The organism is Sphingomonas sp. MMS24-J13 (assembly GCF_044905095.1).
GTDB lineage: Bacteria > Pseudomonadota > Alphaproteobacteria > Sphingomonadales > Sphingomonadaceae > Sphingomonas_I.
Genome location: NZ_CP173258.1, coordinates 1,139,532 through 1,159,564, shown reverse-complemented (window position 1 = coordinate 1,159,564; position 20,033 = coordinate 1,139,532). Strand labels below are relative to the sequence as shown.

The window sequence follows — 20,033 nt, the reverse complement described above, 5'->3', positions numbered from 1 at the left end:
ATACTGTTACTCAGGCGATTATGCCGTGCGCGGGCACGGTGAGACCTCGATTTCGGAATAGTTTATAAAACTTTAACTTTCTTCCACACCCCATCAACTTGGGGGCGGAGTAAAGCAGTTCCGCGCATGAGGCCCTCCGTTTGGGAGGCAGAGCAACGTGAGGGCCCGATTCGCCCGGCGAATCCACGCGCGGGTACAGCCCCGTCTCGCATGGGCGTTCGCCCCCCTTACGCAGACGCAGCATTTTACGCGCTGCGTCGCAAACAAGTCGCCGAAGCGAATATATATCAAGTCACCGCGTAGTAGCGGAACAGCGAATGATCCGGCGCATCGTCGGGCAGGATTTTGGGCACTCGCTTGCCAACCCCTACGATCACAGTCCGGTTAAGCCAGTCGTGCGGGCCGATCGGTGCACGGAAATAGGGCGTACAACGAAAATAGGGCGCGATCGCCGGCGCCTCGTCCGGCCCCTGCCCCGCGGCCCGGATCGGGCCATGCACATAGCCGAGATTGCGAATGTAGATCGGCGTGCCGTCGTCCGCCTCGATCATATAATGTGCGTTGAGTTCGACCACGCCGTCGGGGCGCACCACCGGCCAATCTGCACCGCTATAATCGACCAGCTTGCCGTTGAGCCGGGGTCCGCTAACCGTGGAACCTTCTCCGATTGACGTATAGCCATGCATGTCGCCACCGGAGATCGGCCCGAACGTCCAGCGTTTATCGAAATTGATCCTGATGTCGAACACGTGACAATGGGTAAGTGCCAGTGCGGAATCCTCGGCCATGGGGCAATCCTCCGGATTTCATTGATTCAGCAACGTCTATGAAAGCGCGGAGGGAGACTTTCAACCACCGCCTGAAGCTGCCGCGTCGAACAGCCAGAATGGCCAGGCCGCCATGGCGAGCAAGGTACCGAGCGGCAATCGATCGGTCGGCCCGAACCGCCGTCCGCGGACGATCGCGTAGGCACACCAGCCAAGCCCGATCAGCGCCGCGATCAGCACGACCCACGGCAGCGCGCGCCAGCCCAGCCATGCCCCGATCGCGCCGACGAGCTTCGCATCACCCTGACCCAGCCCGACGCGCTTGCGCAGCCGTCGATAGCTCCAGGCGATCAGGCCCAGTGCCAGCAAGCCGCTCGCCGCACCGATCAGCCGGTCGGCGAGCGAAGGATCGAGCCCGGCAACCCCGCCGGCAACGCCGATCAGCGCCAGCGGAAGGACCAGCGCATCGGGCAACCAGAAATGATCGAGATCGAGCAAGGCAAGCACCGCCAGCATCCAGCCGAACAGCGCGCCTGCCAGCCCGGCCGCATCGGGCCGAATAGCCAGCGCCACCCCGCCGATCAGGGCGCAGGCACATTCCATGGCGAGGTGGCGCCGATCGATCGCTCCGCCGCACGATCCGCATCGACCGCCCGCCGCGACGAAGCTCAGGATCGGGACCAGCCGATGAGCCGGAACCCGAATCCCGCACGTGTCGCAGTGCGACCGACCATGAACGACCGAGTTGTCGCGCGCCCAGCGGAGAGCCAATGTGGCCCCAAAACTGCCCGCCAGCGCACCGAGCACGATCCCTGCTGCAACCCAGGCGATCGTCATCCCGTATAATCCCCTGCGCGGCGTGGTTTACCCATAGCGATCCGCGGGATATTGCAGCTTGGGGCCGCGGAGAAGAGACGATGCGCGGGCCGTGTGCGGGGGACAGCGATGCGAACGATGGTTCGGCCGACGGTGACGATGGCCGCGATGCTGCTGGCGGGCGGTGCACAGGCTGCATCGCCGACGACCAAGCCTTCGCTCGTCGACAGCTTCCGCGTCGGCACGGGGGGCGCAAGCCTCTGCCAGATGCAAAGCATTTCCAACGATCCGGCATTCAGGACGATGTTCGATCGGAGTTGGTCGCTCGCCTGCCGCGATGCCGCCGCCCCGGTCGGGCACATCTATGCATTGCGGGGCGCAATAGCGGACGTGACGGCACGACTTGTCGGTCTGCGGCGGAACAAACTCGATTGTATACCGTCTGCGGAAGCGCGCCTAGCCGATCTCGGCGCGGTCACGGTGATGGAATGCGAGGGATCGGGCCGGGACGTACGCTATCGCAACTATGCCATCCAGCGCGGCCGCACGGTCTTCGCGGCCGAAGGTTTGGCGGGCTATGATTCCGCGCTCAGGCTTGCTCTGCGTTCGGTGGCGCTCGATCGGATCGTGCCGGGCGATGTCTCGGTCGCGCTGACCGAGGCGGGTGACGCCGCAGCGTTCGCGCGCGTCCAGGCGGGCAGCCTCGACCTCGATCAGGCACTGACCGAGGGCTATCGTCGCAACAATAGCGGCAATTATGCCGAAGCCGCCGAATTCTTCGATACATTGCTCCAGCGCCGGCTCGGCAGCGGCGATCCCAACCGCCATTATGGCGAATATGTCGCCAATCAGGCGCTGCAGAAATCGGATCTCGGCCTGTTCGGCGAAGCCGATGCCCTTTTCGACGAAGCGCGCCGCATCCCGACCAGCGATCCGGTCGAGCTCCGGCTGCGCCGCAATCTGGAAGCGATCAACCATCTCAATCAAGCGCGGCTCGATCAGGCGACGGCCCTGCTCGATCGCCCGGTAAAACCGATCGAGGGGAATGCCGCCAGCGCCGCGCTCATTCCGCCCGGCGTGGCGGCGGCGATGAACAGCGAAGCCCCGATAGCCCGGAGTCTCGGCATCGCGGCTGCCAATCAACTCACGCCGCAGGAACGCGCCGCCATCCTCGACGCGCAGGCGACCGGCCTGCGCGGCAGCATCCTGCGCCGGCGCGGCGATCTGGCCGGCGCGAACGCCGCGTTCGAACAGATGTTCGTCGAAATCGCGGCGATCCGCGGCGGTAACGTGAGCTCGCTCACGCGGCTGCGTTCACAGGCGCTCGCCGAACAATCGTCGATCGCCGAGGTGCGTGGCGACCGGGCGACCGCCGAAGTGCTGCTGCGCCGCGCGACCGACATGCTGGCGATCGAATATCCGGGTTCGGCCTCGGTCACCGCCGGCAATGCGCGGCTGGCAGCCTTCCTCGCGCGCACCGGCCGCACTGCCGAGGCGCTGGCGCTCTATCGCGGCGTGGTCGCAAAGCTCGCCGCCGACGGCGCGGCGATGCCCGGCATCGATGTGATGCTCCGGCCGTATCTGGCCCTGCTTGCCGCCGAGGCGCCGAGGCAGCCCGCTCTGGCCGCCGATTTCTTTCTTGCCAGCCAGACGCTGGTTCGCCCGGGCCTGGCCGAAACCCAGGCGATCCTGACACGCGAATTATCGGGCGGCACCGACGAGGCGGCATCGCTCTTCCGCCAATCGGTCACGCTGTCGCGCGAAGTCGAGCGCCGCCGCGTCGAGCTTGGGCGGATGGCCGGGATTGCGAACCCCACACCGGCGGACGTGGCCGGGACCGAGGAGGCGCGCAAGGCGCTTACCCAGATCGAGGGCGATCAGGCGGCGGTGCAGGCGCGGCTTGCCCAATATCCGCGCTACCGCGCCGTATCGACAAGGGGCACGACGCTCGCCGAACTGCAGCAGACGCTGAAGCCCGACGAGGGCTATTGGAAGCTGGTCTCGGCGGGCGGTGAAACGTTCGCCTTCCTGGCCACACCGACCCGAGCGTCGGTGTGGCAAGTGCCGCTCAACGCCGACGCGCTCGGCCAGGCGGTCGATCGGATCCGCAACAGCATCACGATGACCGTCGACGGACATCAGGAAACGCATCCCTTCGACGCCGATGCCGCGCGCAACCTCTACCTCGCGCTGGCGGGCCCCGAGGAAGCGGCGTTGCCCCGCATCCGCAATCTGATCTTCGAACCCGATGGCGCCATGCTGCGGCTGCCCGCCAATTTGCTCATCACCGAACAGCGCGGCGTCGATGCCTATCTCGCACGCATCGCCGATCCCAAGGGCAATGCGTTCGATCTGACCGGGGTCGCCTGGCTTGGACGCAGCGCCGACATCAGCACGTCGGTCTCGGCCCGCTCGTTCGAGGATGTGCGCAAGACCGCCGCTTCGGCCGCCCCCCTGCCCTATCTAGGCCTCGGCCGGAACGCGCCGGTGCCCGCGATCCGCCAGCTGACGGTACCGCCCGCACCGGCTGGCACGCTCGATTGTTCGTGGCCGTTCGATGCATGGAACCACCCGATCGCGCCGAGCGAACTGGTGACCGCCGCCAAGGTGATCGGCGCCTCGCCGGGCAGCCTGATTCTCGGCGCCGACTTCACCGACACCGCCATCCGCGAGCGCCGTGATCTGTCGCGTTACCGCATCATCCACTTCGCCACGCATGGCCTGGTCGCCGCCCCGCGCGCCGGTTGCCCGGCCCGCCCCGCTTTGCTCACCTCGTGGGGCAAGAGCGGATCGGACGGGCTGCTGAGCTTCTCCGAGATCTACGATCTGAAGCTCGATGCCGACATCGTCATCCTGTCCGCCTGCGACACGGCGGGCAGCGCGTCGGTCGCGGCGACCCGCGAGGCAGGCGTCACCTCGGGCGGCGGCCGGGCGCTCGACGGGCTGGTGCGCGCGTTCGTCGGGGCGGGCAGTCGTTCGGTGCTGGCGACCCACTGGGTTGCGCCCGACGATTATCACGCGACCGAGCGACTGATCACCGCGCTGTTCGAAGCCCCCGCCGGCACCCCGATCGCCGATGCGCTGCGCCAGGCCGAACTCAGGCTGATGGACCAGCCCGATACGTCGCACCCTTATTACTGGTCGGCTTTCGCGTTGGTCGGTGACGGCAGCCGGCCGCTGGTGGCCCGGAACTGATGGCGAGCGTCGCGCTTACGGCATCGCCGCTGCAGCGCCATTCGCGCGATCTCGCGCGGACGGTGCGGCGCGTCGGTGCCGGGCGGCTGGCGGCGACGGCGGCCTTGCTGCTGATCGCCTTGCTGTTCGCGCGCTATTCGTGGTCGCTGCCGTTGGGGATCGATGCCGAGCGCGCACTCTATGACGTGCGCTTGCTGATCACCGCGCCTCGAGTGGTGGAAGACGATCGCATCGTCATGGTCGTCTATACCGATCAGACGCTGGAGCAGACCGGCCACATTTCACCGCTCGATCGCAAGCTGCTGGCCAACGCGCTGACCAATATCGATGCGATGGGCGCGAAAGGCATCGCAATCGATATGCTGATCGATCAGGCCCAGCCCGAGGATCCGATCCTGATCGACGCCTTTCGGCACATGAAGACGCCGGTGAAGCTGGGTTTCGCGGCGAACGCCACCAACAGCACCTACGTCCAGCCCTGGCAGGAGGCGTTCATGCGCCACTTTCTCGCCAGCCTCAAACCCGGCAATGTCACGCCCGCAAGCGTCCGCATCGAAGCGGATTCGGACGGCGTGATGCGCAGCTGGCCGAGCCGCCCAGCGGGTCTGCCGCCATTGCTTTCCAACGCATTGGTGCCGCAGGCGAAGGATTTCGCCGATTATTCGGGCAGCCTGCTGTATCGCAAACCCAAGTTCAAGGACCGATCGGTCTTCGCGAAACTGTCGATCGAGCTGTTCGCCAATCCGGTCACGGCGAACTTCCTGAAAGACAAGATCCAGGGCCGCTATATTCTGATCGGCGGCGACATTTCGGACATCGACCAGTTCGACACGCCCGCCACGCGGATCAGCGACAAGGGCTCGTCGGGAACCACACCCGGCCTCGAAATCCATGCCAACATGCTGGCGCAATTGCTCGACCACCGATTGCCCCGGACTATTCCCGGATGGTCGATGTGGCTCGCAGCGATCGCCGTCGTCGCCGGCGCGACGCTGGCCGCGATGGCGGAACTGTCGGCATGGCGCGCGGCGTTCGTCATTGCCGCATCCCTGGTCGTGCTGATTGCGCTGCCGTTGCTGCTCCAGCGTAGCGGCTTCGATACCCAGCACCTGCCGATGTTCGGCTGGATCGGCGGCTGGACGCTCGCCTTCATCGCCGCCGGATCGACTGCGCGCGCGCTCGGATCCGAACAGAAGCGCTTCGCGCAATCGGCGCTCGGCAAGTATCTGCCACCCGATATCGCGACCGAGATCTTGCGCGATCCCGACCGGCTTTCGCTCCACGGCGAGAAGCGCGAGATCATCGTCGTCTTCACCGATCTCGAAGGCTTCACCCACCTCTCGCACCAGATCGAGCCCGAGCAGGTCGCCTCGATGCTCAACGCCTATCTCGACATCATGAGCGACGTCGTGCTCGCCCATGGCGGCACGCTCGACAAGTTCGTGGGCGATGCGGTGATCGCCTTCTGGGGCGCGCCAATCGCCCGGCCCGACGATGCCGATCGGGCCGTGAAGGCCGCGATCGCGATGTATCGCGCCGGCGAGGATTTTCGTGCGGCGGAACGCCCCGGCATCCCGCCAGTCGGCCGCACGCGCGTCGGCGTCCATCGCGGCGAGGCGGTCGTCGGCAATTTTGGCGGCGAGGGGCGCATCCAATATACCGCGCTTGGCGACAGCATGAACACGGCATCGCGGCTCGAAAGCGCGAACAAGCAACTCAAGACGGCTCTGCTTGCCAGCCGCGAAGTGGTCGATCGCACGACCCTTGATTGTTTCCGTCCGATGGGCAGGGTATCCGTGCGCGGCCGCGCTATGCCGCTCGAGATATTCGAGCCCGTACCAAATATGCCACGAGCCGAAATCGATACGCTCGTGGAATTGTTGCGGCGATTCGACGAGGGCGATAGGTCTGCATTGTCGGCCCTCCAGATGTTCGCGGCCGAGCGTCCGGCGGATGCCGCGCTCGCCCATTTGGTGAAACGTGTAGAAACGGCCGGCCGGGGAGGTTGCTTTGCGCTTGATTAGATGTTCGGTACGTTTGCTGGGGCTCGGCGCCGCGGCGGCAGCGGCCTTGGGTGGGGTCGCCGATGCAACCTCGTTGGTGGTACGCGCGTCGGGCCCCTCGGCAACGACCTATCCGCCCGGCAAGATGCTGCCCGACACGGCGCACCTCGTCCTGAAAGCCAATGACGAGGTCGTCCTGCTGGACAACAAGGGTACGCGGACATTGCGCGGGCCGGGCAATTTCTCGGCGCTTGCCACCGCCTCGGTCGCGGCCTCGAACGGCACCGCGCTGGCGGCTTTGGTCGATCAGAGGAGCGACCGGCGGGTCCGCATCGGAGCGGTGCGCACCGTCGATGGCACCGATCAGCGACCGCCCAATATCTGGTATATCGATTCGAGCCGCGGCGGGACTGTCTGCATCGCCGATCCCGCGCAGGCGATGATCTGGCGTCCCAACCCCGACAAGCCTGCCAGCGTGTCCGTCGCGCCGACCGCAGGGACCCCCGCCACGATCGATTGGGGGGCCGCTCAGGCGATCCAACCCTGGCCGCAGACGCTACCGCTGACCGAGGGTGCGCAATATCGGATCGCGGGCGCACCGGCGGCGATCAAGATCAGCCTGGTCGGCACGCCGCCCGAGCAGTTGCAGGACATGGCGCAGGTGCTGATCAAGCATGGCTGCACCGCCCAGCTCGACCTGCTTGTGACGACGACAAACGCCGCCGACGCCGCCGGCCAATAGTGCGAAACCGGGGGGTGAACATTCTGATGGGGGTCACGAAGCAGATCGGCGGTCTGGGGCTGGTCGCGCTGGCAATGCCGGCTTTCGCCCAGACCGTGCCCTCTACATCGATCGCCCCGCCGACGCGCGAAGAGGTGCAGCGTGGCAACGCTGCGCCATCGGCGCTCCCGCCATCGCGTCTGACCGTCGAAGGCGGGGTCGAACGCGCGCCCTGCCCGCTCGGCGAACCGCGTTTCGCCAACGTCACGCTCACCATCAAGGGCGCCCAGTTCGACAATCTGCGCGGGCTTCCACCCGAAGCGCTCGCACCCGCCTATGAATCGCTGATCGGCAAGACCGTGCCGATCGCGACGATTTGCGAGATGCGCGACGCCGCTGCGACGATCCTGCGCCGCGCGGGCTATCTTGCCGCGGTGCAGGTGCCGCCGCAGCATATCGCCGACGGCATCGTCCACTTCGATGTGCTGATGGCCAAACTCGTCCGCGTCCAGGTGCGCGGCAATGCCGGGCGATCGGAACGGCTCCTCGCCGCGTACCTCGACAAGCTGGTCGGCCAGCCCTTGTTCAACGAAAAGGATGCCGAACGCTATCTGCTGCTGGCGCGCGATCTGCCCGGCTATGACGTCCATCTGGTGCTGCGCCCGGCCGGAACCGTGCCGGGCGAAGTCGTCGGCGAGGTCAGCGTCACCCGCCAGCCGTTCATGCTGAGCGCCAACATCCAGAATTACGGCTCGCATTCGGTCGGCCGCTGGGGGGCCTTGCTGACCGGCCAGGCCAATGACGTGATCGGCATGGGCGACCGGCTTACGCTCGGCCTGTTCAACACCGTCCAGACGCACGAGCAGACCGTGTTGCAGGCGGGCTATGACGTTCGCGTCGGTGGCGAAGGACTCACGCTGGGGGGGCGCTTCACATACGCCTGGACGCGGCCCGATCTCGGCTTCGACGAGCATCCGCTGAAATCGCGCACCCTGGTGGCGTCGCTGGAGGCAAGCTATCCCTTCCGCCGCAGCCAGTCGATCGACGTGCGCGGTGCCGGCGGCATCGACCTCATCAATCAGGACCTCGATTTTCTCGACAATGCATTGACGCGCGATCGTCTGCGCGTCGCTTATGCGCGGCTCGATTTCGGGGCCGTCGATCCCGACAGCATCGCCGGTCTGCGCGGCCTGTCGGCGGTGGCGCCGCGCTGGCGGCTGACAGGTTCGCTGGAATTCCGCCACGGGCTCGGCATCCTCGACGCAACCCGGGATTGCGGGCCGGCGCCTTACGTGGCCTGCACGGTGCGACCGACGCCAAGTCGCATCCAAGGCAACCCGCAGGGTACGCTGGTGCGGTTCAGCGGCCAGGCCGAACTGCGCCCTGGCGGTTATATCTCGTTCGCGCTGAGCCCGCGGTTGCAATATTCGTTCACGCCCTTGCTCTCCTACGAGCAATATTCGGGCGGCAATTACACGATCGGGCGTGGCTATGATCCGGGCGCGGTCGTCGGCGACAGCGGTGCCGGCGCGTCGGCGGAAATACGCTTCGGCGAGGTCACGCCGGGCAGCAGCCGGTCGCTCGCCTTCCAGCCCTACGGCTTCGTCGATGCAGCCTGGGTGTGGAACCATGACGCCACCAGCGCGGTGACCGAACGCGACCGGCTGCTCTCCGCCGGCGCGGGCATCCGCATCGCCTGGGGCGATCATGCGCGGATCGATCTGCTCGGCGCGGCACCACTGCATCGCCCCGCGACGCAAGAACGCAAGGAAGGCGCTCGCGTCCTCCTCTCGCTGACCACGCGGCTTTTGCCATGGACCATCCGATGAAGCGCCGCGACCCTTTCTATCCGCGCCCGCGCCGGCTCTCGGCCAGCCGCAAGCGGATCGAATTGATGGCGACCGGTGGGATTGGTGCGCTGGCCGCGGCCCTGTGCCTGGCGCCTCCGGGCTGGGCTGCGTCGGGCAGCTTCCAAGGCAGCGTCGCCACCAGCGTCAACGCCAACATCTCCACCACGGCGACCACCACCGACGTCAACATCTTCGGTAACCGCGCGATCATCGAGTGGAATCCGAGCGACGCCGATATCAACGCCACCGCGCCGGTCGATTTCCAGCCCGTGGGCACGACCGCAACGTTCAGCAGCACGTTCCTGACCGATTTCACGGTTCTCAACATCGTGAACGCGCCGGGATCGCGCGTTATCGGCCTCAACGGCACGGTCCAGAGCAAGGTTTCCGACGGCGCCAACGGGATGACGACCGGCGGCGCCGTCTGGTTCTACAGCCGTAACGGATTTCTCGTCGGGGCGAATGCCCGGTTCGATGTCGGCAGCCTGCTGCTGACGGCCAACCGCCCCGACGGCGCGTACGATCCCCAGTCGCAAGACGGTTATAATCATGAATTCGACAATCAGAGCCAGAGCTTCAACGTCGAACAAGGCCGCAGCGGGACGATCACGATCAGCCCCGGCGCGCAGATCAACGCCTCCAATTACGTCGCCCTGATCGCGCCGCATATCGTCCAAGGGGGTACGGTCCGCGCCAACGGCGAGATCGCCTATGTCGGGGCCGAGGCCGTCGACATGAGCCTGCCGCTCAACGGCGGCCTGTTCGGCATATCGATCACGACCGGGACCGATGGTGTCGGCATCACGCATACGGGATCGACCGGTGGCCCCGCGACCGACGCGTCCGACCGCAGGCGCAACGTCTACATGGTCACCGTTCCCAAGAACGATGCCGTGACGATGCTGATCAGCGGGTCGATCGGCTACGACACCGCCCAGTCGGCGACCACGCTGTCTGACGGGACGCTCCTGCTCGCCGGGGGCGGCACCACGGTCAACAACGGCACGTTCACCTCCACCAGCAAGATCGATCTGCCCGGCACGATCAAGATCAGCGACGCGAGCTTCAGCAACAACGTCACCGCGGTCGCAAGCCATCTGACGGTCGATTCCGCGCAGGCCGACCTGACCTTCGCGGGCAATGCCACGCTGCGCGGCGTCTACGACGCGTCGATGACGATCGCGGCGGGGCGAACCGCTACGGTGGGCGGCGATCTCGCGCTGCAAGGCTGGGGGCTGACCGATCCAAATATCGGCAGTCAGGAGAGCGGCACCGCATCGCTCACGATCGGATCGGGTGCCACGCTCGCGATCAGAGGCGCGCTCACCGTCGATGCGAGCGGGCAAGGCTACTCGCCGCTCGGCCAGGCAGTCGAGCAGCAGAACGGAACGTCGGGTACGGGCGGCACGGCGACGCTGACCGTGAACGACGGAACGATCAACGGCGGCAAGAATGGCAACACCGTCCTGAGCGCAGGCCCGATCGTCGTGACGGCTGATGGGCTCGGCGGCGGCGGCTATGTCGGCGGCGGCGACGGCAACGCCGGCACGGCCTCGATCGTCATGAACGGCGGTTCGATCCTCGGCAGCACCGTGCTTGCCACGGCCAACGGTCTGGGCGGCGGATCGGAGAGCATCGAGGCCGCGTCAGGCGCCGGCTACGGCGGCACCGCGGAAATCAGGCTGCTGAAGGGAGCGTCCACGTCGCCTTCCCTGGCGGCGAATACGAGCATCATTGCCAGCGCGACCGGCACCGGCGGCGCGGGGAGCTGCTATTATTGTTACGATGGCGACCTCCTTTATTATGCCGCCGGCGCGACGGGTGGCGCGGGCCTGGGCGGCACCGCGCGGGTCACCATGTCCGCCGGCACGATCGCCGCCCCGCAACTGCTCGCGATCGCCTCCGCCCAGGGAGGCGCCGGCCTGATCGGCGCCGGTCCAAGCCAGGTCCAGGGGGGCTATTCCAACGGCGGCGACGGCGGCAGCGGCACCGGCGGAACCGCGCTGATCGACCTGAGCGGCGGTACGGCGACCATCGGCGACAGCAGCGCATTTGCGAGCGCCACGGGTGGTCAGGGCGGCGATGCCCTGATCGGCGAGGGGGGCCAATCGAGCGGTACAGGCAATGCCGGCAGTGGCGGCGCCGCGATGGGTGGTGACGCGCGCATCCAGGTAGCGGGCACGAGCCTCCTCCTTTCCGGCGAGGGGGGCAACAGCTTTTCGATCCACACCAGCGCGGTCGGGGGCAACGGCGGATCGTCGGAAATGGGCAACAGCGGCAATGGCGGCGCTGCCGGGCACCTCGCCAACACCGTCGCGCGGCTGCAGATCGGCACGGGCGCGTCGGTCCAGCTCGATCGGCTGACGATCGATGCCACAGCCGCCGGCGGCGACGGCGGCGATTATACCAACCAGGCCGTCACCAATGCCGGCGGCAGCGCGACCGGCGGCGCGATCGAAATCGCGCAGACGGGCGGCGATGTCTCTTTTTCGACCTCGTCGCTGGCGGCAACCGCGCTACGTGGGATCGGCGGCAATCGCGGGGACAATTTCCGGGGGAGCGCCGGAAACGCCACAGGCGGATCGATCCTGACCCAAACGAGCGGCGGGTCTCTCTCGCTCGGGACGCTCTCCCTCGACGCATCGGGCATAGGCAAGGTGAGCGAGGCATCGACCACCTTGCTCGAGGCCGGCGCCGGCCAGGGCGGATCGATCACGCTCAAGGCGTCGGGCTCCGGCATGCTGTCCGCCAGCGAAGCATCGCTTTCCGCGGCGGGACGTGGCGGCGACGGCTATATCGACGCGAACAGCGGCAAGGCCGGCCAGATCCTGATCCAGGCGCAGGATAGCAGCCGAATCACCTTCAGCGGCGCGCAGATCGTCGCCGATGCCAGCGCGAAGGGCGGCAGCAACGCACACGGCGTCAATGTCGGCGGGGCGGCCACCGGCGGATCGATCCAGATCGAGGCCGACGATACGGCAACGATCACCCTGCCCACTTCGACCTCGCTGCTCGTTGGCGCCGCTGGCGGCGGCAATGCGGCGATCGGCGGCCAGGGCGCGGCCGGCCTCGCCCAGATCGTGGCAAGCGGCGGCACGATCACCGGCGGCGCGCTGACGATCGGCGCCGCCGGTACCGGCGGTGACGCGAACGCATCGGTATCGGGTGGCAATATCCAGCTGACCAGCAGCGGGGCGATCCAGTTCACGGGCGCGGTCGATCTCGATGCATCGGGGATCGGCAGCACCGGCGGAGGTTTTGGCGGCCTGATCGGGTTGACGACCACCGGCGGGCAAGGCCTGTCGCTGGCCGATACGACGCTGTCGGTCGACGGCGTGCCGGGCAGCGTTGCCGGCGCGGGCGGCATCACCATCCAGGCATCGGCCAGCGGCATTACGTTCGCCAGCCTCGATGCCCATGCGCTGGGCGACGCGACGACCGCCGAGCGTATCGCCGTCAGCGGGCTCGGCGCCCAGGTCCATAGCCTCGGCACGACGCAGTTTCGGACATCAGGCAACCTGAGTTTGACGGCCAGCGGCGCCGGCGGGATCGCCGTCGACGGCGACCTCACTGTCACCACGCCCGGCACCGTCACTCTGTCCCACAGTCAGCCCGCCGGGCAGACGCTGCACGCCGCCAACGCGACCTTCTCGGTCGGCGATTTCACCAGCGGCGCAGGCACGTCCATCGACACGACGACCTCGCTGTCGATCAACGCAACCGGCGCGATCACGCTCGATTCCGCCACCTCGGGCGATGTCGTTAATCTGACCGGCGTTCAGGGCGTCCAGATCGGTGGAGTGTTCAGTTCGGGCACGGCGGTCCTCGGCGCAACTGGCACGCTCGATCCCAGCCATGCCCGCGTCAGCATCAACGCGGGCGATAGCATGCATGCGGCTGATATCACGATCAATCAGCGAGCGACCGCCTCCGGCACCGTAAACCTGTCCGCCAGCGGCGATATCATCGTCGCGGGCGGCGCCACGGTTCGGTCGAACAACCTCACGCAGCTTGTCGCCGGAAATGACATACTCGTTCGCGCCGGTGCCAACGTCACGGGCGCCGCGGTGCCGCTCAACGCGAACAGCGGATCGCTCGCGCTTACGGCCGGTGGTGGCGAGACGCCCCAGCCCAGCGTGCATTCGATCATCCTCGATGGGACGCTCGACGGCTTCGCCGCCCCGGTCACCCTCACCGCGGATGCCATTCAGGCGGATAGTGGCACGATCAGGGGCGGCTCGCTCACCACCACCCTGGTGACCGTCCCGTTCAACGGATCGCCGCTCGACAGTGACGGCGGCCAGCTCTTCGGCAATTGCACCGGCGGTTCGATCTGTCTCGGTGGGGTGACGCTCACGGGCGCACTCGATATCGGCCAGACCGGCGCCACGCCGGCGAACCTGGTGCTGGCCGGCAACATCGATGCGGGCGCGCTGAACCTCCGGGCGCGCGATCTCATGGTATTGGGCAACTCCCAGGCACCGATCACGATCCATTCCACAGGTCAGGGCTCCCTGACGACGGTGGGCACAGGGTCGATATCGACGGCGGGAAATACGACACTCACCACGGCGGGCGATCTCCTGCTCTCGACCTATCTGGTCGCGGCGCCGGCGCTCAGTGCGCAGGCCGGCGGCAATCTGCTCCTTTCGGTTGGACGCTATGTGAGCCTGTCCGATGCGATCGCGGCCGGGCGGATCGCCAGCCCCGGTTCTTCGCTCTCACCCGTATCGCTCAACGGCGCCTTCACGGTGCTCGGCACGCTCCAGGCCGGCGCCGGGCCGCTCGATATCAACGCCATTGGTATCTCGATCAACCGCCTCAAGACCGCGAACGGCGTCGCGCTCCATCTCGCTTCGGGCAGCACCGCCGACGTTTCCATCACCGACGGTTCGGCGAGCACGATCGGCAGCGCCGCCAGCGCCTCGATCAGCGGCCGCGCCATCACCATCGGCCAGCTCGCTTCGGCCGGCCCGGTCAGCCTGAATGGCAGCGGCGCGGTGCAGGTGACGACCGACCTGGCCTCGGCCGGCGCGGTCAGCGCGCAGGGCGCCAGCGTATCGATCAAGAGCCTCGGTGCGCTGACCTTCGCGAGCCTGATCGGCACGAGCGGCGATGTCGATGTCAATGCGGCCGGCGCGTTGACCGTCCCCAGCGCCAGCGCCGCGGGCGCGCTTTCGCTCACCAGCGGAGGCAATCTCGGCGCCGGCAGCCTTTCGGCGCAGACGACGCTCGGCCTCAACGCCGCCGGACTGCTGCAGGTCGACACCAATCTCACCGCGGGCGGTGCGATCAGCGTGCAGGGCGGCAGCGTCGCGCTGACGTTGGGGAATGCCACCAGCATCGCGAGCGGCGTGGCCACGGCCGGCGATCTGGTGATTCACAACGCAGGCGCGCTGACCCTCACATCCGGCAGCGCGACCGGCGGTGTCGATCTCACCGGCAGCGGCATCACCATCGGCACGGCGAGCGCTGGCGGACTGTTCAAAGCGGTCGCGACTGGTGACCTTGCCTTCACCAGCATCGGCGGCAACACCGTCCAGTTGACCGCGCAGGGTAGCGCGCAGGGCAATGCGATCAGCGGCGGCACCCTCACCTCCGCCGGCACGGCGACGCTGCTCGCCGGCGATGCGATAACCGTCAGCACCGATTTCGCGACCGGTGCCGGCAGTTCGATCGACGGCCGCAGCGTCTCACTGACGAGCATCGGCGCGCTCGCGCCGGCGCATATCGGCGCGACCGGGGGCGGCATCACCCTGCGCAGCGGCGGCGATCTCACCCTGACCGATGCGAACGCGACCGGCGCGATCGACATCCAGTCAACCAACGGCCTGATCAACGCCACCGGTCTCGTTACCGGCTCGCCCGGCGTAACCGCCCGCGGCACCAGCGTAACGCTGGGCGCCGCCGGCCCGCTTACCGTGGCGAGCGCCACCGCGACCGCGGGTGATCTCGCCGTCACGACCGGCGGCAACCTGGCCGTTACCAGCGGATCGGCCACAGGCGCGATCCGCCTGATCAGCAACAATGGCGCCGTGACCTTCGGCTCGCTGTCGATCGGCAGCGATTTTCTGCTGCACGCGCATGACAGCCTGTCGCTAAGCGGGCTGACCCTGTCCGGATCGCTCGATCTGGCGAGCAGCGCGGGGGCCATCGATATCGGGCCGATCACCGCCGGCGGTACCGTCTCGGCCCAGGCTGCGACCAATCTCGGCTTCACCACTGTTTCGGGTAGCACGCTGAGCCTGACCGCGACCAGCGGCACGCTGAGCGGCAACAGCATCGGCGCGAGCGACGGCGCAACGCTCGTCGCCGGCGGCGCGCTGAACGTAGACACCAATGTCGCCGTCGCCGGCCCGCTCTCCGCGACGGGCGCCAGCGTCGCGCTGACCACGACCGGCGCGCTCGCGCCTGCCAACATCATCGCCACCAATGGTGGGATCACGCTGCGCAGCACAGGGGCTCTCACGCTCACCCAGGCGAACGCGACCGGCACGCTCGATATCCAATCGACGGGCGGCGCGGTGAATGCGTCTGGCTTCACCGCGGGTGGCGGGCTCATCGCACGCGGCACAGCGGTGACCCTCACCGCTGCCGGCCCGCTCACCGTGACGAGCGCGATCGCCACCGCCGGCGATCTCGTGATTCACGACGGCGGCGCTCTGACCCTTACGTCGGGCAGCGCTACCGGCGGAGTCGACCTGACCGGCAGCGGCATTGAGATTGGCACCGCCAGTGCGGGCGGTTTGTTCAAGGCCGTCGCGACCGGCAATCTCGGCTTCACGAACGTCAGCGGCGGCACTGTCCAACTTACCGCGCAGGGCGGGCAACAGAGCAACGCCATCAGCGGTGCCATCCTCACATCGACCGGCCCTGCCACATTGTTAGCGGGCGACGGCGCCACCGTGAGCACCGATTTCAACGCAGGTTCGGGCAGCCGGGTGGATGGCTCCAGCGTCTCGCTGACCAGCCTCGGTGGGCTGAGCCTGGCGCATGTCGGCGCGAGCGGCGGCGATATCACCCTGCACAGCCTCGGCGACCTCACGCTCGCCGACGCAAGTTCATCCGGTGCGATCGATATACGGTCGGCCAATGGCCTCATCAGCGCCACGGGCCTCAGTGCTGGATCGCCCGGCGTGACGGCGCGAGGTACCGGCGTGACCCTGGGCTCCATCGGCGCGCTGACGGTCGCAAACGCCGCTGCCACTGCTGGCGATCTCATTGTAGACACGACCGGCAATCTGACCGTCACCGGTGCATCGGCAAGCGGCGCGATCCGGCTGAGCAGCGCGAAAGGCAGCCTTTCCGCGACGACACTTACGCCCGGCAGCGATCTGCTGCTGCGTGCGGCGAACGACCTCACAATCGGCAACCTCACCGTCACCGGCACTATCGATCTTGCCAGCACGGCGGGGGCGATCGGCGCCGGCGCCATCAGCGCGGGTGGCGATATCAAGGTGACCGCCGCGACCAATTTCGGCTTCACCACCGTTTCCGGCAACGTGCTGACGCTCACCGCCACCGGCGGGACGCTGACAGGAAGCGGCATTACCGCAGCCGGTGACGCAACGCTCAACGCCGGCGGCGTGCTCGTCATCGGTAACACCGTTACGGTCGCGGGGCAGTTCGACGTCGCCGGCCGTAGCGTCGCGCTCACCGCGCCCGGCGCGCTCACCGTACACGACGCCGTCGCCACGGCCGGCGACCTCGTAATCCACGACGGTGGCGCGCTGACCCTCACCTCGGGCAGCGCGACTGGCGGCGTCCAACTCACCGGCAGCGGCATCACGATCGGTACGGTGAGCACTGGCGGACTGTTCAAGGCGGTCGCGACCGGCGGCCTCGCCTTTACCAAAATTAGCGGTGGCACCGTCCAATTAACCGCGCAGGGTGGTGCGCAGGGTAACGCGATCAGCGGCGGCACCCTAACCTCCACCGGGGCGGCGACGCTGCTTGCGAGCGATGCAATATCGATCGGCACCGATTTCGCGACCGGATCGGGCAGTTCGGTCGACGGCAGCGGTGTCACGCTGACCAGCGTCGGCGCACTGGCGCTGGCGCATGTCGGGGCGACCAATGGCTCTATCCAGCTACGCAGCGGCGGCGATCTCACGCTCGCGCAAGGCATAGCGAGCGGCGGCATCGATATCCGGTCCAGCAACGGCCTCGTCAACGCATCCGGTCTCGTCACGGGATTGGCCGGAGTCACCGCAAGCGGCACCAGTGTAATGCTCGCGGCACCGGGCTCACTCAAGGTCGCCGCGGCGCTCGCCACCGCCGGCGATCTGGACATCACGGCGGCCGGCAATCTCGTCATCACCGCCGGCGGCGCGACCGGGGCGGTCCGGGCGACAAGCCTGCAAGGCAGTTTGAACGGGTCGATCGCCGCCGGAGGCGACCTGTCACTTCGCTCTGCCGCCACGCTTACCCTCGGCGACCTGAATGGCAATGGCACGATCGATCTCGCCAGCAGCGGCGGCGCAATCTCGACCGGCGCGATCAGCGCCAAGGGCGATGTCAGCATCGACGCGGCGACCGACATCGGCTTCACCAGCATCTCGGGTCGCACGCTTACGCTTTCCGCCTCCAGTGGCATGCTGGAGGGCAACAGCATCGCCGCATCCAGTGGCGCGACACTGAAAGCCGGCGGTAGTCTCGCCATCACGACCGACATCGCCGTCACCGGTGCGTTCAAGGTCTCGGGCGGCCGCGTCGCGCTGACTTCGACTGGCCCGCTGAGCCTCACCAGCGCGCATGCCAATGCCGGCGATCTGGTCGTCCACACGGGGAACGGCCTGACCCTGGGTGATGGCGGCGCGACCGGAAGCGTCGCCTTGACCAGCGGCGGCAGCGTCGCAATCGACACGCTTACCGCCGGCAGCGGCGCCACCCTGACAGCCGCCGACGCCCTCACCATCCATCAGGATGCGGCTGTCGCCGGCTTGTTCTCGGCCACCGGACGTAGCGTGACGATCCAGGCGGCGAATAGCCTCTCGCTGACGAATGCGACCGCCACCGGCGGCGACCTCACGCTGACCGCGCTCAACGGTGGCATCACCGGCACGCACCTGTCGGCGACCGGCGCCGCCCACCTGATCGCGACCGGCGCGATCCTGTCGGGCGATATCAGCGCGGGGGGCGGAGTCACCGCTGCCGGAAGCAGCATCGATCTCACCGCGCCGGGCGCGCTGACCTTGACCAGCGCCACCGCCTCCGCCGGCGATCTCATCGCCCGGGCAGCGGGCGATCTGACCTTGCTCTCGGGATCGGCCACGCGATCGATCAGCCTCGTCAGCACCGGCGGGGCAGTCAATGTTCATGACGCGAGCGTCGGCGGCGTGCAGACCTTGCGCAGCCTGACCGCGACGGCGACCAACTCGGGCGATATCGCCATCGATGCCGCGACGGCGGCCACATTGGACGGTACGATCGGCACCGGCGGCGCGATCAGGGTCAGCGCCGCCAGCGCCAACGTGACCGGCAGCGTGATCGGCCGGACGATAAGTTTCGCCACGCGCGGCATCACCATCGGCGCCAGTGCTCGCATCGGCCAGGCCGGCGCCACCACCGCCGTCACCTTCACCAACAATGGCACCCGCCGCAGCTTCGTCGGCGGCACGAGCGGCGACGGCTATCTGCTCACCGCAGCCGGCCTCGGCCGCGTTCAGGCCGACGCGATCACGCTCAACCTGCCCGCCGCCGCCGATGGGAGCGCCGCCAATCCCGATGTGACGATCAACGATCTCACCCTGCACGGCTCGACCGGCACCGCCACCGGGACCTTGGCCAACCTCACCTCCATCGGCAGCTTCACGATCAACACCCCCGGCCGCGTCCGCATCAGCGGTAAGTTGCAACTGACCGATCTCGCCCCGACCAACAGCGCGAGCATCATCGCCGGCCCGGAGATCGACGTCGTGACGCCGACCGGCGCGATCCTGATGACCGATAGCGGCGGCACCGCGACAGGCGACCTGATGCTCGCCGCCCAGCGGATCATCGTCGCGAGCCAGAGCGCGTTGACCGATCTGGCCTCGATCAGCGGCACCGACGCCCGCAGCAGCCGGCTCGCGACGAATGACGGGCCGGTGACCGATCAGGGCTATCTCGCCGCCAATCGGCTGGCGTTCCGCATCGCGACCATACTCGATGTCCAGAATAGCGGCGGCACCGCGCCGGAGGATCGGCGCGGAATTACCGCGGGCGCGGGCGGGATCGACATTGGCGTCACGGCCCCCGGCACGCCCGAGATCATCCTGAACGGCCGCCAATTGAGCAGCGCCGCTTTCGCCGGGCTGATCCGCGTCGCGGCGGCGGACGGCAGCTTCACGCCGGTCCTCGCCAACGGTTCAACAGTCAATGGGTGCCTCGTCAGCACCGGCTGCAACACCACGCCCTCAACCGAAACCCTGCTCGGCCTGATCCTCCCCCAGCAGGATGTGATCGGCATGCTGGACGACGGATCGAATGGCGATGACGACAAGAAGTCGAAGGACGGCAGCGCCGCCAAGAGCGGGGCGGGCATCAACCGGCCGCTGATCACGATCGTGCGGGCGAACCCCTACGGCTTCGGCTCGATCATTGACGAGCCCGTCACCGGAACCCCGAACGACGATCTGTGGATCGATCAACCGGCGATCGGCGTGGGCAATATCAATAACAATGGCGGGCGCTGACGGCT

At 67.6% G+C, this 20,033-nt stretch carries 7 protein-coding genes; 5 read left to right on the top strand and 2 right to left on the bottom strand.

From position 1 onward, the window contains the following. Nucleotides 1–287: 287 nt before the first annotated feature. Together AB4Z44_RS05395 and AB4Z44_RS05390 are read right to left on the bottom strand one after the other, a co-directional pair. Complete coding sequence (locus AB4Z44_RS05395; RefSeq protein WP_404713044.1) at nt 288–788, bottom strand: DUF3237 domain-containing protein; 501 nt, start codon at nt 786–788, stop codon at nt 288–290. Between the two features lie 60 nt (nt 789–848). Continuing rightward, complete coding sequence (locus AB4Z44_RS05390; protein ID WP_404713043.1) at nt 849–1,604, bottom strand: prepilin peptidase; 756 nt, start codon at nt 1,602–1,604, stop codon at nt 849–851. 108 nt (nt 1,605–1,712) lie between these two features. Here AB4Z44_RS05390 and AB4Z44_RS05385 point away from each other — a divergent pair, with 108 nt between their 5' ends. The 5 genes from AB4Z44_RS05385 to AB4Z44_RS05365 are packed head-to-tail and all read left to right on the top strand — an operon-like array spanning nt 1,713 to nt 20,028. Continuing rightward, complete coding sequence (locus AB4Z44_RS05385; RefSeq protein ID WP_404713042.1) at nt 1,713–4,778, top strand: CHAT domain-containing protein; 3,066 nt, start codon at nt 1,713–1,715, stop codon at nt 4,776–4,778. Continuing rightward, nucleotides 4,778–6,802 carry a CHASE2 domain-containing protein gene (locus AB4Z44_RS05380; RefSeq protein ID WP_404713041.1) on the top strand — a complete coding sequence of 675 codons (2,025 nt, stop codon included), beginning with the start codon at nt 4,778–4,780 and terminating at the stop codon, nt 6,800–6,802. The genes AB4Z44_RS05385 and AB4Z44_RS05380 overlap by 1 nt, the downstream gene beginning before the upstream one ends. Then, nucleotides 6,789–7,523 (top strand): hypothetical protein, encoded by a 735-nt coding sequence (locus AB4Z44_RS05375; protein WP_404713040.1) that lies wholly within the window; start codon nt 6,789–6,791, stop codon nt 7,521–7,523. Before AB4Z44_RS05380 ends, AB4Z44_RS05375 begins: the two co-directional genes overlap by 14 nt. Nucleotides 7,524–7,537: 14 nt before the next feature. Beyond that, nucleotides 7,538–9,331 carry a ShlB/FhaC/HecB family hemolysin secretion/activation protein gene (locus AB4Z44_RS05370; protein WP_404713039.1) on the top strand — a complete coding sequence of 598 codons (1,794 nt, stop codon included), beginning with the start codon at nt 7,538–7,540 and terminating at the stop codon, nt 9,329–9,331. Next, nucleotides 9,328–20,028, top strand: a complete 10,701-nt coding sequence (locus AB4Z44_RS05365; RefSeq protein WP_404713038.1) for a hypothetical protein — start codon at nt 9,328–9,330, stop codon at nt 20,026–20,028. The genes AB4Z44_RS05370 and AB4Z44_RS05365 overlap by 4 nt, the downstream gene beginning before the upstream one ends. The last annotated feature ends 5 nt before the right edge of the window (nt 20,029–20,033 follow it).

Coding starts and splice junctions, on each gene's coding strand:
- AB4Z44_RS05395 (WP_404713044.1), bottom strand. CDS start 788: ATGGCCGAGGATTCCGCACTGGCACTTACCCATTGTCACGTGTTCGAC.
- AB4Z44_RS05390 (WP_404713043.1), bottom strand. CDS start 1,604: ATGACGATCGCCTGGGTTGCAGCAGGGATCGTGCTCGGTGCGCTGGCG.
- AB4Z44_RS05385 (WP_404713042.1), top strand. CDS start 1,713: ATGCGAACGATGGTTCGGCCGACGGTGACGATGGCCGCGATGCTGCTG.
- AB4Z44_RS05380 (WP_404713041.1), top strand. CDS start 4,778: ATGGCGAGCGTCGCGCTTACGGCATCGCCGCTGCAGCGCCATTCGCGC.
- AB4Z44_RS05365 (WP_404713038.1), top strand. CDS start 9,328: ATGAAGCGCCGCGACCCTTTCTATCCGCGCCCGCGCCGGCTCTCGGCC.